The sequence below is a fragment of the Segatella oulorum F0390 genome, from assembly GCF_000224615.1.
GTDB classification, from domain to species: domain Bacteria; phylum Bacteroidota; class Bacteroidia; order Bacteroidales; family Bacteroidaceae; genus Prevotella; species Prevotella oulorum.
Map to the genome: position 1 here is coordinate 324,504 of NZ_JH114216.1, position 13,517 is coordinate 338,020.

The 13,517-nt window shown below is 46.3% G+C and carries 13 protein-coding genes and 1 tRNA gene; 4 read left to right on the forward strand and 10 right to left on the reverse strand.

Annotated elements, in window-relative coordinates; all coding sequences use genetic code 11:
- Positions 1 to 52 precede the first annotated feature (52 nt).
- The gene (locus HMPREF9431_RS07745) at positions 53 to 1,708 is read right to left on the reverse strand and encodes a S41 family peptidase (protein ID WP_040561343.1); all 1,656 of its coding nucleotides are present in this window, start codon (positions 1,706 to 1,708) and stop codon (positions 53 to 55) included.
- Between the two features lie 158 nt (positions 1,709 to 1,866).
- Here HMPREF9431_RS07745 and HMPREF9431_RS07750 point away from each other — a divergent pair.
- Positions 1,867 to 1,940: transfer RNA gene (locus tag HMPREF9431_RS07750), tRNA-Asn, on the forward strand.
- 407 nt (positions 1,941 to 2,347) lie between these two features.
- On the opposite strand, the gene HMPREF9431_RS07755 is transcribed toward HMPREF9431_RS07750, so the two are convergent.
- The 7 genes from HMPREF9431_RS07755 to rpmH form a co-directional block, all read right to left on the reverse strand.
- Entirely contained in the window at positions 2,348 to 3,910 is a 1,563-nt protein-coding gene (locus HMPREF9431_RS07755) for an HNH endonuclease signature motif containing protein (RefSeq protein ID WP_004380671.1), read from the reverse strand.
- 31 nt (positions 3,911 to 3,941) lie between these two features.
- Positions 3,942 to 4,616, reverse strand: a complete 675-nt coding sequence (locus HMPREF9431_RS07760; RefSeq protein ID WP_004380672.1) for a NigD1/NigD2 family lipoprotein — start codon at positions 4,614 to 4,616, stop codon at positions 3,942 to 3,944.
- A gap of 1 nt (position 4,617) precedes the next feature.
- Entirely contained in the window at positions 4,618 to 5,817 is a 1,200-nt protein-coding gene (locus HMPREF9431_RS07765) for a 1-acyl-sn-glycerol-3-phosphate acyltransferase (RefSeq protein ID WP_004380673.1), read from the reverse strand.
- An 11-nt stretch (positions 5,818 to 5,828) separates the two neighbouring features.
- Positions 5,829 to 6,824, reverse strand: coding sequence for a D-alanine--D-alanine ligase (locus HMPREF9431_RS07770; RefSeq protein WP_004380674.1), 996 nt, complete (start codon positions 6,822 to 6,824; stop codon positions 5,829 to 5,831).
- Between the two features lie 21 nt (positions 6,825 to 6,845).
- Positions 6,846 to 7,913 (reverse strand): RluA family pseudouridine synthase, encoded by a 1,068-nt coding sequence (locus HMPREF9431_RS07775; RefSeq protein WP_004380675.1) that lies wholly within the window; start codon positions 7,911 to 7,913, stop codon positions 6,846 to 6,848.
- 3 nt (positions 7,914 to 7,916) lie between these two features.
- Positions 7,917 to 8,633, reverse strand: a complete 717-nt coding sequence (locus HMPREF9431_RS07780; protein WP_004380676.1) for a PASTA domain-containing protein — start codon at positions 8,631 to 8,633, stop codon at positions 7,917 to 7,919.
- Positions 8,634 to 8,770: 137 nt separating this feature from the next.
- A complete protein-coding gene (gene rpmH, locus HMPREF9431_RS12410) occupies positions 8,771 to 8,926 on the reverse strand; it encodes a 50S ribosomal protein L34 (protein ID WP_004378018.1) in 156 nt (51 codons plus the stop codon).
- Between the two features lie 253 nt (positions 8,927 to 9,179).
- On the opposite strand from rpmH, the gene efp reads away from it, so the two are divergent.
- The 3 genes from efp (at position 9,180) to radC (ending at position 11,614) form a co-directional block, all read left to right on the forward strand.
- Positions 9,180 to 9,746 (forward strand): elongation factor P, encoded by a 567-nt coding sequence (gene efp, locus HMPREF9431_RS07790; protein WP_004380678.1) that lies wholly within the window; start codon positions 9,180 to 9,182, stop codon positions 9,744 to 9,746.
- Positions 9,747 to 9,823: 77 nt separating this feature from the next.
- Complete coding sequence (locus HMPREF9431_RS07795; RefSeq protein ID WP_004380679.1) at positions 9,824 to 10,873, forward strand: glycosyltransferase; 1,050 nt, start codon at positions 9,824 to 9,826, stop codon at positions 10,871 to 10,873.
- A 36-nt stretch (positions 10,874 to 10,909) separates the two neighbouring features.
- On the forward strand, positions 10,910 to 11,614 hold the full coding sequence (gene radC, locus HMPREF9431_RS07800) for a RadC family protein (protein ID WP_004380680.1): 705 nt from the start codon (positions 10,910 to 10,912) through the stop codon (positions 11,612 to 11,614).
- 55 nt (positions 11,615 to 11,669) lie between these two features.
- On the opposite strand, the gene HMPREF9431_RS07805 is transcribed toward radC, so the two are convergent.
- Positions 11,670 to 12,437 (reverse strand): UDP-2,3-diacylglucosamine diphosphatase, encoded by a 768-nt coding sequence (locus HMPREF9431_RS07805; RefSeq protein ID WP_004380681.1) that lies wholly within the window; start codon positions 12,435 to 12,437, stop codon positions 11,670 to 11,672.
- 55 nt (positions 12,438 to 12,492) lie between these two features.
- Entirely contained in the window at positions 12,493 to 12,813 is a 321-nt protein-coding gene (locus HMPREF9431_RS07810; protein WP_025070686.1) for a metal-sulfur cluster assembly factor, read from the reverse strand.
- Positions 12,814 to 13,517 lie beyond the last annotated feature (704 nt).

Here is a 13,517-nt window from a genome sequence, read left to right on the forward strand (position 1 = left end):
GCGGTGGGTTCTTCTTCTGAATAGAATGGTGCATGCTTGTAATGACTAATGGCTAAGGATGCAGCAGCTTTTGATATCTCTTCTCGTCCAAAAGTAATCGCTCTGCCGCTTTGATTTGCTTGTCATGCTTTAGCGAATATTCAACACCCCCGCGCTGATAATAATACATTGTTACAATATCGCCGGCCAAAGCCTGCATGATTCGTTCACGATTATAGTCTAAATCTTTCGCCATATTGTGCTTCAACTTCTGCTCAAGTGCGGCAAAATCTGCCTTTGCACCATCGTAATAGCCTTCGAATACGGCTGTTTTCTTGAGCTCGGCCAATATCTTTTCGCTCACGCCATCATATTTGAAACCACTCGACAGCACATGCTTTTTAAAAGCTTCATAATCAGCATCCGACAATTCAAACGCCGAAGGTTCTGCTATTTTGTCGTGGGTAGCCCGATAGTGGGTGACATAGTCTAACACCGTTTCTGTGGAATCGACCACCGTCATGAGATAACTCTGTATGTTAGAGGCTGTATCGGGCTTCACCTCTACGTCGGGTTGAATGCCTCCACCATCGTGCACTTCACGCCCATTTCGCGTGTGAAAAACGCGCAATAGCGAATCGGGTGTCTGCACATCTCCCCCCATTCGTCTGCGATTGTAGTTGATAGCCTGGATACAACGCCCACTGGGAATATAATATTTTTGTGAGGTTAGCTTCAAATTACCATGATAAGGCAAATCGACTGTCATTTGAACGAGTCCTTTACCAAAGGTCTTTGTGCCCATAACCACTGCGCGGTCTAAATCTTGAAGCGCACCACTTGTGATTTCACTTGAGCTGGCTGTGTTGCCATTCACCAACACAACAATCGGCATAAGAGTATCGAGTGGTTCATTCTTTGTTTGGTAAGCGTGATTCAATCGCTTTAATTTTCCACGATTAGAAACCACTGTTACTCCTTTGGGAACAAAGAGATTAACGATGTCTACGGCCTCGTTTTCCAAGCCTCCGCCATTGTTTCGCAGGTCTATAACCAATTTCTTGGCCCCCTGTTGCTTCAAATCAATAAAAGCATTGCGAAAATCTTGTGCGCAATTTTCAGTGAATTGATTCAGGTTAATATAACCAATGCCATTGTTTTGCAGCCCATAATAGGGGATGGAAGGCAGCTTGATGGCACGGCGGGTGAGCCGCAATTTCAACACTTTTCCCGTGGAAGGGCGGCGCACTGTGATGATAAATGAGGTGCCGGCATCGCCGCGAAGTTTATCACTTACATACGCTGTTTGTTTGCCTTCCATCGATTCTTTGTCGATAGCCAGCACCAAATCGCCCTTGCGCAACCCTGCTTCTGCCGCAGGCATGTGCTCATAAGGCTCTTCAATAAACACGTTCTTGTATTTCGGACTATAGCGAATCAAGGCTCCGACACCAGCATATTTGCCCGTGACCATCATCTTTAAATCCTTCGATTGTGCGTCAGAATAATACTCAGTGTAGGGGTCAAGCGAGCCCAACATCGCTTCAATAGCCGTCCCAACAACGGTGTCTGCCGAGAGCTGATCCACATACATTAAGTCCAAATTCTTATAAATAGCATTGAACACCTCAAGGTTTTTCGCCACTTCAAAATTATGATCCTTGCTGTTTTGCGCTGCCATAGGCAAACAAAACACCGTCAACATATAAAGCAATACTCGTTTCTTCATGTCAACAAAAGTAATACATTAATGTGTAAAAGCTTACAACACAAGCCGTGTTTTACATAAAAATCACATCTAATTTGTTTTTTTCTGCAAATAATTTGGTAGTTCAGAAAAAAGCATTTACCTTTGCAAACGCAATTTAGGGTAACTCCTTTGCACAGGCTTCAATAGCTCAGTTGGTTAGAGCACCTGACTGTTAATCAGGGGGTCGTTGGTTCAAGCCCATCTTGAAGCGCATAGAGTGAGAATTCTTATCAAGGATTCTCACTCATTTTTTGTTTATGATAATCCTCCAATGGTGCGGAGATGAGGCTCAGTAGCAATTCCGTGCGGATAAGCAAATAGTTTAGCAAGCCTAAAGAGAAAGAAACTTTTATCAGCTACCTCTTTTAGATTTGGCCTAAATAGTTTTATCTTAGCATTAAAAGGGGTCAGTAAAAATGCTCACTAAAGATTTCTACTGAGCCGGTTTTTGATGGGTCAAAACGCCAGTTACATCCATGTAACACGATGTAAGATGGGGTGGATATAAGCACAAAAGCATGGTTTTGCCTATCACATGAAGCCCAGCATCAGCCTATTCAAAGGGCTGATGCCGGGTTTTAAGGTATGATGAATAATGTTGTTAAGCGAATGTTGGCTTTACTTGACGCTGTATTTCTTACCCCCAACGATATAAACACCTGCCGGAAGTCCTTGCAAAGCCTGCTGCATCTTCACTTTTCGGCGGACACAATGACCGCCTATCGTGTAGACCTCTACGAGGGTTTGTGGGTCATAGGTGTTTGCTTTGATAGCTGAAGGCGTCTGTCTCACAAAGATTGCAATAGCTTTTGCTGTGGAAGAAGGTTTGTAACATGAGAAGCGATGCGCAGAACCATTGAAGTATATGCCACGCTCCGTGTGCTGAATGGGGGCGATATCCGCGTTGTTGTCAGCACCAATCTTGATGAACCATTGCGACTCTGCATTGGTTGGATCGGGGTTGTTATAGAGTGCATTCTTCGTACCTCTGAAGGAAAGATAGGTCTTTTCGACAGGGTCATAGAAGGTATAAGCGGTTCCTTGTTGCCCTAAAATAAAGACACGTGGTGCTTTTTCTCCTTGCAAGGGCAGGCTGACAGTCTGGTCAAAAGGAATTTTGATATATTTAAATTTGCGGTAGTTTCTCTCGGTGTTGGTCATGAAAGCGCCTGCGGCGGTATAAGTAAAGACGATCTCATCGCCGGCCTTTAGTTCGGCCAAAGAGGTGACTTGTTTGAACACTACTTCACCAGTTGGGGGATTAACGGGTGGTGTTGGGGGCACGATGGGACCGGGATTGGGATGTGGTTCTTCGCCGGGATTGGGCGTAGGTGTGGGAGACTCGCCGGTTTTCCCATCATAGTGGAAGGCCACATTCACACTGTCTCCCCACACATATTGCTCTAATCCCGGGTAATCGATGAAAGGATTACGGTTGTGTTGCAAGGCGTAGATGGCCTCATTCCGTTTGATTTCTTTCTCACTAACCGGATCGTTTTTCGCCCAACGTAGCAGCATTTGCAGTTGCCATTGCGCAATGCCGGGATAGGATGTGGGGCCGAAGATGGGGCCTTCCCAGCTGTTTAAATAGTCTTCATAGCGCGTAGCCATATAGAAATAGGTGCGTGCAAAGTCGCCTTTATATTCATCGGCAGGCTCGAACACGGTGCTATGATAGCCCGTAGTGGTACATTTCCCGAGCTTTGACAAACCACCTTGTGACGTATAGATTTCGCCTTGGTTCTCGCCAAAAGGATAGTTTCCACGACGACTGTTTACATAGCCATCAGTAGGATAGACGTGGAAGAGGTCGGAACGCATGGGGGATTGCTTGTTGAACCAGCTCTGTGGCACAGAATGTTCGCGGTTATAGCAGTCGCCTTCTTTTTTATAATTGCCGGCTCTGTTGGTTTTTGGATTGTAATGCGTGATGCTTGAATACATATCCCAAATCGTTCCGTCGGGGCGCAAGTCGGTCTTTTCATAAGCCTCCCATAGGGCATTATAACCTAAATCTTGCGTTCCGTGGCCAATGATAGTGGCTAAAGCCGTTTTTAGTGCGCTACCTTTTTGAAGATTGGCAGTTGCATAATAGGTGCCTGTATTGTTAGGCCCTTGTGCATGTATTGCTAATAGGGTGCATAACAACCATGCGAGTGTTAGAAGTCTAAGGATTCTCATAGGTAATATGTTTAATAATTATGTTTCGCTTTTATAGGATAAAGTCCCGATGGATATAGCCTTGGTAGGTTTTGATGGAAAGTTTGATACGACAACCTTGAGGCAAATGTCGGATGGGAATACTGATATAACCATGGGTTGAATAGTATTCGGGCACGCCACCTTGATGGTGATACAGCTGTAGGTGAACGGATTGCAGTTGACTTCCATTCATGACGCTGTCCATTTCTACCATGGAGAGCTGCTGATAGTGGATGCCATTCTCTTGTTTTCCCGTCTTTAAAGCTAAGCCAATGTTAAGATATTGGCGGCGTGTGCTCAGCCAAGCGCTTTCAAAAACCACAGGGTCGGTGTACAAAATGCCGAAGCGTTGGCGAGGAATATAGGGCAACACAGCGATAGGAATGAGTTGGTGAACGGCCGTGGTTGTCATGGATGAGGGCTGATGATAGAGCAAGGCACGATAAAGTGTGTCGTGCCTTGCAAGCCAAGGTGCGGTGAAAGATGGGGCGAAACGTAGGGTGTCGCCCGCATCGGTAACGGCAAATGTGATGGAATGTTGTTGTGCGGGTGCCTCAACAAAGTCAGCTCGCAGATAGGAAAAGCGCCCATCCCCATCGTCATAGCTGTTTTTTGAACAAGCTAAGAGCAGTGGCAAGCACAAACTTATGGTTGCCACGAGCCCTGCTTTGTTAAGTTTCTGCATCTTATTTGACGAATGGAAGATGGTTGAACCACGATTTAAAACGCCCGTTTCCGTCGCGTGCCGCCATATAATTCTTGGCCGGATAAGCATATTGGCTGAGCATACAGAGGCGCAAGAACTTGTCGTCTTTGTTGTCAATCTCAATCTTTGCCAACTGGGTTTCCATATATTCCTCAAAGGCTTGCAGCTCCTCAGGCGTATATTCGTCGGTATAGAGACGCGTGTCTTGTATCAAATCAAGCGCAATGTAGTTGCAGGGATAGAGCCGATAGTTGCGGTGAATCTCGGTGTCAATGTGTGCAGCGATAGTGTCGAAGAGCTTATTTTTCGGCATGTCTTCATCCACTGTAAGTAGCCATTTATCGATGCAAGGGGCGCAAACATAGTTGATGTGACCCTTATAACCGCGGATACCCGTGAGCATACTCTCAATGTCGTCGCCGTCACCTTTCTTCCAATAAGGCACATCCCGGCGCAGTTGGTACTCGCGTGCTTTGAGATAATCGCAGGGATCATACTCGTAGGAGATGGCCAACGGAACGATATGTAATTGCATGAGACGCTCGATGATGGAGCCTTCTCCGCCCATTGCCATCATTTTCAGAATGGCAGGCTGGGTTAAATCATTCGAGTTTTTGGCGCGTCCTTGGCGTTGGGCAATCCAAACGTTTTCGTGTTTCTCGTTGATGGCATAGTGGATGTATTCCGACATGCGCTTGCTGGCACGCAGCATCTCAACGGAATGAAGTGCGCGCTCTACGGTGAACGACTTGTTGACGCGCACCAAATCGTGCACCCAAGGCAATTTCAACAGGTTGTCACCAATGGCAATTTCGCACGTTGTGTCGAAGCCAACATCAATCAACAGTTTGTCTAATAGGGCAGAATCGAGCACAATGTCGCGATGATTGCTCACAAAGGTGTAGCGATCTTTGATGTTGATGTTGGAGGCATCCATGTTGCATCCTAACGAGAGTTTGTGCACAAGTCCCTGTAAAAAGGGATAGCAGAAGGTTTTTTGAAACTCAAGATTGGTTTTACAAGCGTGCATCTTGGCCGCAATTTGCTCAAAAGGTACCTCTGGATAGAGATAGTTCAACACTTGTTCGAATTGCTCATCTGCCAGCAACCGATCATAAACGGCGGGCAACTCCTCCGGCTCAAAAGGCCGAATAGGATCAAATTCTGCGGGGATTTTCATAATGATGGGGTTTAAAACTGGTTCTCAACAATGTCGCTGAGCACGTCTTTGATATTCAAACCGGCAGCTTTTACTTGCTGAGGAATGAAACTTGTTGGGGTCATGCCCGGCGTTGTGTTGATCTCCAGCATGTTAATAACGTCGTTTCCTTGCTCGTCTTTCGAAATAATATAGTCAATGCGAATGATACCATTGGCATGAAGGATGTCATAGATGCGCGCGGTTTCAGCAGCCACTTTCGCAGCCGTTTCCTCGGATAAGCGGGCGGGAGTAATCTCGTCTACCTGGCCATTATATTTCGCATCGTAATCAAAGAACTCGTTTTTCGTTACCACTTCCGTTGCCGGCAACACCACTTGCTTCCCTTTTGTTTTATAAACACCTTGCGAAATTTCCATGCCTTGAAGGAATTGTTCTATCATCACCTCGTTGCTTTCCATGAAAGCTACACGCAAAGCCGGTGCCAATTGGTCGGCATTTTTCACTTTTGAAACACCGAAACTACTGCCGTCGGCCGCCGGTTTCACAAAACAAGGCATACCAATGCGACGTGCAATGGCCTCCTCGTCATAGCGTTCTCCGCGACGGAGCAACACACTGTTGCCCACATTTACACCGAAACCACGCAGGTAGTTGTTGAGTACATATTTGTTAAACGTCATGGCTTCAACCAGCACACCACTGGTGGAATAGGGCAGATGTATCAAGTCGAAATAGCCTTGCATTACGCCATTCTCACCGGGTTGCCCGTGGATAGTGATATAGGCGTAGTCGAAAAACACGCGAAGACCGTCTTTTTGAAAAGAGAAATCGTTCTTGTCAATTTCGGCAATGCCGCCGTTTTCGAGATTAACATGCCAGTCGGTGCCTTTCACATCAACAATAAACACGTTGTAACGCTGTTTGTCGAAAAACGAAAACAAGCCCTGTGCAGAGCGCATGGATACGTCATGTTCGGATGAATCTCCACCACAAACGATGGCAATATTTCTTTTAGAATTTTCCATATATAATGATGTTATGTTTCTTTATGCTGTAAAAGTGTCTTGCGTAGTACCTGATAAATAGGCGCGCCACTTATCAATTAATGCCGAAAAATCTGCCGGCCAATCCGAATCGAAGTCCATTTGCCGGCCTGTTGTGGGGTGGATAAAGCCCAATGTCTTTGCATGTAACGCCTGTCTCGGACAGACTTTGAAGCAGTTTTGAATAAAGGCTTTGTAAGAACTGCTGCGCTGTCCGCGAATTATCTCATCGCCGCCATAGGTGACATCGGCAAAGAGTGGGTGCCCAATGTGCTTCATGTGTGCACGAATTTGGTGCGTTCTGCCTGTCTCCAAAATACATTCTACCAATGTAACATAGCCAAAACGCTGCATCACACGGTAGTGAGTGATGGCCGTTTTGCCCACTTCGCTATCCAAAGGAAATATCTTCATGCGCAATCTGTTCTTGGGGTCGCGTGCAATATTGCCCTCTATGGTGCCTTCATCTTCCACAAAATTACCCCAAACGAGGGCATGATAGCTGCGGTGGGTGGTCTTATTGAAAAACTGTTTGCCCAATTTCGACTTGGCATCGGCGGTCTTTGCTACGACGATGAGCCCGCTGGTGTCTTTGTCTATGCGATGAACCAACCCCACATCCGGGTCGTTTGCATCAAATGTGGCCAAGTCTTTTAAATGCCAGGCCACGGCATTGATGAGCGTACCCGTGAAATTTCCGGCACCGGGATGCACCACCATACCCGCTTTTTTGTTGACAACCATGAGATCATCATCTTCATAAACAATGTCTAAAGGAATGTCTTCGGCCACAATACTCGTGTCGTGTTTGGGCGTGTCGAGCATCAGAGTAATCACATCATGTGGTCTGATTCTATAGTTACTCTTCACCGCTTGCCCATTCACTTCAATACAACCGGCATCGGCCGCCTGCTGTATTCGGTTACGACTTTGATAGGGATTTTTGTCCGTCAAGTATTTATCGATGCGCACAGGCGTCTGCCCTGCATCGACTTCTATCTTCCAATGCTCAAAACGTTGTGGCGTTTCGGTAGCCAATTCGTCATCTATGATTTCTTGTTCTTCAATCATACACTACTCTTTAGGCGTTGTCTTGCTTGGATTTTCTTTGGTGCCTTCACCTCCCTTTGTAGGACTATCGGGAGCGGTTACCACCTCAAACTCATCCACATCTCCACCGGTTTCGTCAAGATGAGGCATGGCCGGGTCTACATAGTCCACTGAATCGTCGGCACTCCGCTCGCCATTTCCCACTTGAATAACCAACGTTGCCTCTACAGAAATCTTGTCACCTGCGTTCACAGGACGGCCATTTACCAACACACCATACACCCAATCCTTCTCCCCTGCAATATATTTTGGTGTACCAAGTTTAAAGCCCATGGCGGTTAATTTCGCCATTGCTTCGCGCAAAGAACTGTTATCGATGATGTCGGGCAGTGTGATGGTTGGGGACAGAGGCGAATTGATGGTGACATAAATAATGTGTCCCGACTTCACTTTCTCGCCGGGAGCCAACGATTGTCCAAGGATATAATCGGCAGGAAGCGACTTCACATAGCCCGTATCTACCACTTGAATTTCGAGTCCTAACTCGTGCACCAAGTGCTCTGCATCCGTTAAAGCTTTGTGTTTTAAGTCGGGAACGGGGATGGCTTCACCATGGTGTGTGTAGAAGTCGAGGCCGAACTTTACGCCAATACCTAACACAGCGACAACCAAACCCATGATAAGAATATTCTTCCACAGATACCAACTGCTAAACTTTCTAACGAATTCTGATGACTGCATTTGCCCGATTAACTTCGTTTTTCCTATGTTGCAAAGATAAGATAAATGGCTTAAACAACAAAATAATTAAATGCAAAAAGCAGCAAAGAACAATGCACTTTGCTGCTTTTTTGGGTCTATCATCAATCTCCTCGATGCTACTTGCCGTGATTTTCGTCAGAGACTGTTAATTTCTTTCTACCATGAGCGCGACGTGAAGCTAACACACGGCGGCCATTCTTTGTTGCCATTCTCTCGCGGAAACCATGCTTGTTCACGCGACGGCGGTTGTGAGGCTGGAATGTTCTTTTCATTTTCTTTCTTATTTATTTTGTTATTTATTGCAACGTATGAGCGCTCTTCGGTCGTGCCGGACCAGCGTTCGTTCCTCCTTTTTGGCTTGCAAAATTACTTATAATTTTCGAATTACCAAAGAACTAAGTGAATTTTAAGCATCTGAGCGACGATTTTCTATAAAAATATCGTAACTTTGCAGGCCAAGAAGAGGGTGCAGAAATGGCACTTTAGCAACGCCAAAAGATTATCATAAATATCAATTATACAACAATGATTAATTCACAAGAAATAAAAATCGGTACCTGCATCCGTATGGATGGTGGTATTTGGAAGTGCATTGACTTTCAACATCGTAAGCCGGGTAAGGGAAACACGGTGATGAACACGAAATTAAAGAATGTTGCTGACGGTCGTGTTTTGGAGCGAACATTCCAGGTTGGCTTCAAATTGGATGATGTTCGCGTGGAGCATCGCCCCTATCAATATCTCTATGAAGATGCAACAGGACACATTTTTATGAATCAAGAGACATTCGAACAGATACCCATTAATCGCGAACAGATTACGGGTGTCGACTTCATGAAAGAGGGAGACGTGGTTGATGTGTGTACCGATACCACTGACGGGACCATTCTTTCGGCTGAGATGCCTGTGAAGACGACGCTCAAAATCATGCACAGTGAACCGGGGGTGAAAGGCAATACGGCAACGAATGCAACGAAGCCTGCCACTTTAGAAACTGGTGTTGAGGTGCGTGTGCCTTTGTTTGTGAACGAAGGCGAGACCATTCAGGTCGACACACGCGACGGAAGTTACCTCGGACGCGTCTCAGAATAAATAAAATACAAACCTACTTTTGTGCGTGATCTATCCGCACAAAAGTAGGTTTTTTCATTTAAAATCCATTCGTTGCTATGAAATACTCCATCATTGTTCCCGTTTTTAATCGGCCGAATGAAGTTGAAGAACTTTTGGAAAGTTTGACAACACAGTCGCTTTCCGACTTCGAAGTGCTGATTGTTGAAGATGGTTCGCAAATCACTTGTGAAGCCGTTTGCAAGCGTTTTGCACAACAGCTTGACATCAAGTATTTCATGAAGCCCAACAGTGGCCCTGGCATGAGCCGCAATTATGGTGCAGAGCGTGCGCAAGGCGACTATCTTTTGATTTTGGATAGCGATGTGGTCTTGCCGCCAGACTATCTCAAAGCCGTTGACGATGAATTGAAAAAAACATCCGCTGATGCGTTTGGCGGCCCCGACAGGGCACACGAATCGTTCACCGATACGCAGAAAGCCATCTCTTATTCGATGACCAGTTTCTTCACCACAGGCGGTATTCGCGGCGGGAAAAAGAAATTGGATAAATTCTATCCGCGCTCATTTAATATGGGCATCCGGCGCGATGTCTATCAGCAATTAGGTGGTTTCAGCGACATGCGCTTTGGAGAAGACATTGATTTTAGTATAAGAATCTTCAAAGCTGGCTATCGTTGTCGTCTGTTTCCTACGGCATGGGTGTGGCATAAACGCCGCACAGACTTTCGCAAGTTTTGGCGGCAAGTCTACAACAGTGGCATCGCTCGCATCAACCTCTATATGAAATACCCCGAGAGTCTGAAGTTCGTTCATGTGCTTCCGGCCGCTTTTACCTTTGCTTGTGCACAGTTTCTGCTGTCGATTCTCAACGGGTTTGTGCTGTATCTTTGCACCATGCCAGATCCCGTTTCCATCATAGGCATTCTGATGATGGTTTGTGGTCTCGCACCAATATCGCTGTATTCGCTCATCATTTTGATTGATTCTACTCGGCAAAACCATAGCTTTAAGATTGGAATATGGAGCATTTTTGCAGCCTATATCCAGCTGATTGGTTATGGGTGTGGTTTTTTCGAAGCACTTTGGAAGCGCATCATCTTGCGGCGCGGCAGCTTCAATGCCTACGAAAAGACCTTTTATCAATAGCCTTTCCCACCCTCTCTTTCTCACCCTTTACCGCACATGGAAGAAACACACGAAAAACATTGCACCAGCATTGCGCATTGGGCCGAAGAAGATCGGCCGCGCGAGAAGCTCGAACGCCTTGGAGCTCAAGTACTGTCGAATGCCGAATTGCTGGCTATTCTCATCGGAAGTGGCACGTCTAACGAAAGCGCTGTCGCTCTGATGCAGCGCATCTTGAACGATTGTCACAACAATCTCAACACATTGGGCAAGCTCACCTGCCGGGAATTGCAGCGTTATAAAGGTGTCGGTCCGGCAAAGGCCATCACCATCTTAGCCGCGTGCGAGTTGGGCAAACGACGCGCTATGGAGAAGGCCGAGGAACGAAAGGCCTTGGATTCGGCGGCGGCCATCTACGAATACCTGCATCCACGCATGCAGGATCTCGATGTCGAAGAGGCATGGGTGCTGTTGCTCAATCAGCATTTCCGGCTCATAAAGTCCCTTTGTATCAGCCATGGCGGTCTGAGCGAAACAGCTGTCGACGTGCGCATCATGTTGAAAGAAGCCCTGCTCTGCAATGCTACTGTGCTGGCTTTGGCTCACAATCATCCCAGCAACCATGCGCAACCCAGCTCGGCCGACGACCAGTTGACCCGTCGTGTGCAAGCCGCTTGCGAAACCATGCGCATCTATTTTCTCGACCATGTCATTGTCACCGACGGGCAATATTTCTCCTATCGTGAAGAGGGGAAATTATAAAAGCCCACCGCTTTTCAAACAAAGCAATGGGCCGCAAGATGAAGTTAAGAAAATGTTAGAACTTTGATTCGCCCTCCACATATTGCCCCAACAGCAAATGTTCGCCATCGAAGACTGCATAGGTGAATTGCGAAATCCAATCACCCAAAATCAGCATGCGTGCCGTTTTGTTGATGGTTATATCCAATTCGATGTGGCGATGGCCAAAAAGCAAATAATCAATGTCGGGATGGTTGCACTGATACTCCTGTGCAAACCGCACCAAATATTCTTTTTCTTCGCCCATGAATGGCACCTCCTTGCCATCTATTCGTTTCAAGCGGCTGTGCTTAGCCCAGTTCAATCCCAAAGCCATGCCCCAGCGCGGATGCACAAAATTGAGCAGTCGTTGGCAGCAACGGTTGTGGAAAACACGTCGCAAGAAGCGAAACATAGGGTCGGGGTCGCCCAAACCATCGCCGTGTGCCAAATAGAAAATCTTACCGTAAAGCTCTGTTGTGATGGGCGCTTTATGCACGATGACGCCACATTCCTTTTCTAAATAGCCATAGGTCCACACATCATGGTTGCCCGTAAAAAAGTGCACTTCGACTCCATCGTCGGTCAGTTCGCTCAACTTGCCCAAAAAGCGCGTAAATCCTTTCGGCACCACGTAGCGATATTCGTCCCAGAAATCGAACATGTCGCCTAACAGATAAATCGCCGAGGCTTTCTCCTTAATGCTGTCTAAGAAACGCACCAAACGACGTTCTTGCGTGCGAGCATGCGGAATGGCCAACGAACCTAAATGCGCATCGCTCAAGAAATAGATGTTCTTTTCCATGTAGATAAAGTTTAGTTACACGATAGCACCACCACAACTGCAAGCGGCGCCCCATTCATTCAAATCCCAATTCCACGCGCGCTTCCTCCGTCATCATGCTTTGATCCCAAGCAGGTTCAAACACCAAGTTGACATTGGTTGCCGCAACGCCTTCAACACTATCAACCTTTGTGCGCACATCCTCTAAAATAAAGTCGGCCGCAGGACAGTTGGGAGCCGTGAAAGTCATGTCAAGATCCACGTTACCATCGTCCTTTACATCAATCTTATAAATCATGCCCAAGTCCCAAATGTTGACCGGAATTTCGGGGTCGTAAACCGTTTTCAACACATCAACAATGCGTTCCTCAATCTTTGTCTTTTCCTCTTGTGTCATATTTTTGCTGTCGTTATCGTTGCAAAGATAGCAAATAATATGAAATAGCAAGAGCCACGCGCCATATTTTTGTCGCCCACCGTGCTGCCAACTGCCTCTTGTTGTTTTCGGCATGCGTTCTTTTTTCCCTCGAAACATTTTTTACGAGTAAATTTGTTGCTTTGCGCAAAAGTTTATAACTTTGCCGCCGAATTAAACAGAAAGTGTTTGTATGCAGATGAAAAATAATTTTTCAAGCAGTGTAAGTTTTAACATCTTTTATTTGGCAGAACCAAATAAAAGTGTAAACACACACACACACACACACACACACACACACACATTCTAACAACGGTCTAAGTCTCTGTACTAAGGCGATAGCGGTGCGCCCGGCGCGGGTGTCGGTCCACCGTTTCAAGCATCTGCAAGGAGCTTTCAAAGCTCTTTGCAGATGTCTTTTTCGTGTGTGTAATTGAACCTGTGAAGCAAGAAATTAATAGTAGTAAATATAATCAATTTAAACAAAACAAAAATAGAAAGAAAAAAATAGTATAGAAACGCCTGCATGTACGGTCATTCCGTTGGCGACAGAGTATGCGTTATTAACGAAAGTCCCGTGGCACGTCCCGGTGGCGGTGGTGAACAGGTCACAAAGGCAGCGTCAGCGTAGGTGATTTTGAAGATGGCGGCAGCGAAGAAGTCGAAGACGAAGATTAAACAGCGTG

Coding starts and splice junctions, on each gene's coding strand:
- HMPREF9431_RS07745 (WP_040561343.1), bottom strand. CDS start 1,708: ATGAAGAAACGAGTATTGCTTTATATGTTGACGGTGTTTTGTTTGCCT.
- HMPREF9431_RS07755 (WP_004380671.1), bottom strand. CDS start 3,910: ATGAGAATCCTTAGACTTCTAACACTCGCATGGTTGTTATGCACCCTA.
- HMPREF9431_RS07760 (WP_004380672.1), bottom strand. CDS start 4,616: ATGCAGAAACTTAACAAAGCAGGGCTCGTGGCAACCATAAGTTTGTGC.
- HMPREF9431_RS07765 (WP_004380673.1), bottom strand. CDS start 5,817: ATGAAAATCCCCGCAGAATTTGATCCTATTCGGCCTTTTGAGCCGGAG.
- HMPREF9431_RS07770 (WP_004380674.1), bottom strand. CDS start 6,824: ATGGAAAATTCTAAAAGAAATATTGCCATCGTTTGTGGTGGAGATTCA.
- HMPREF9431_RS07775 (WP_004380675.1), bottom strand. CDS start 7,913: ATGATTGAAGAACAAGAAATCATAGATGACGAATTGGCTACCGAAACG.
- HMPREF9431_RS07780 (WP_004380676.1), bottom strand. CDS start 8,633: ATGCAGTCATCAGAATTCGTTAGAAAGTTTAGCAGTTGGTATCTGTGG.
- rpmH (WP_004378018.1), bottom strand. CDS start 8,926: ATGAAAAGAACATTCCAGCCTCACAACCGCCGTCGCGTGAACAAGCAT.
- efp (WP_004380678.1), top strand. CDS start 9,180: ATGATTAATTCACAAGAAATAAAAATCGGTACCTGCATCCGTATGGAT.
- HMPREF9431_RS07795 (WP_004380679.1), top strand. CDS start 9,824: ATGAAATACTCCATCATTGTTCCCGTTTTTAATCGGCCGAATGAAGTT.
- radC (WP_004380680.1), top strand. CDS start 10,910: ATGGAAGAAACACACGAAAAACATTGCACCAGCATTGCGCATTGGGCC.
- HMPREF9431_RS07805 (WP_004380681.1), bottom strand. CDS start 12,437: ATGGAAAAGAACATCTATTTCTTGAGCGATGCGCATTTAGGTTCGTTG.
- HMPREF9431_RS07810 (WP_025070686.1), bottom strand. CDS start 12,813: ATGACACAAGAGGAAAAGACAAAGATTGAGGAACGCATTGTTGATGTG.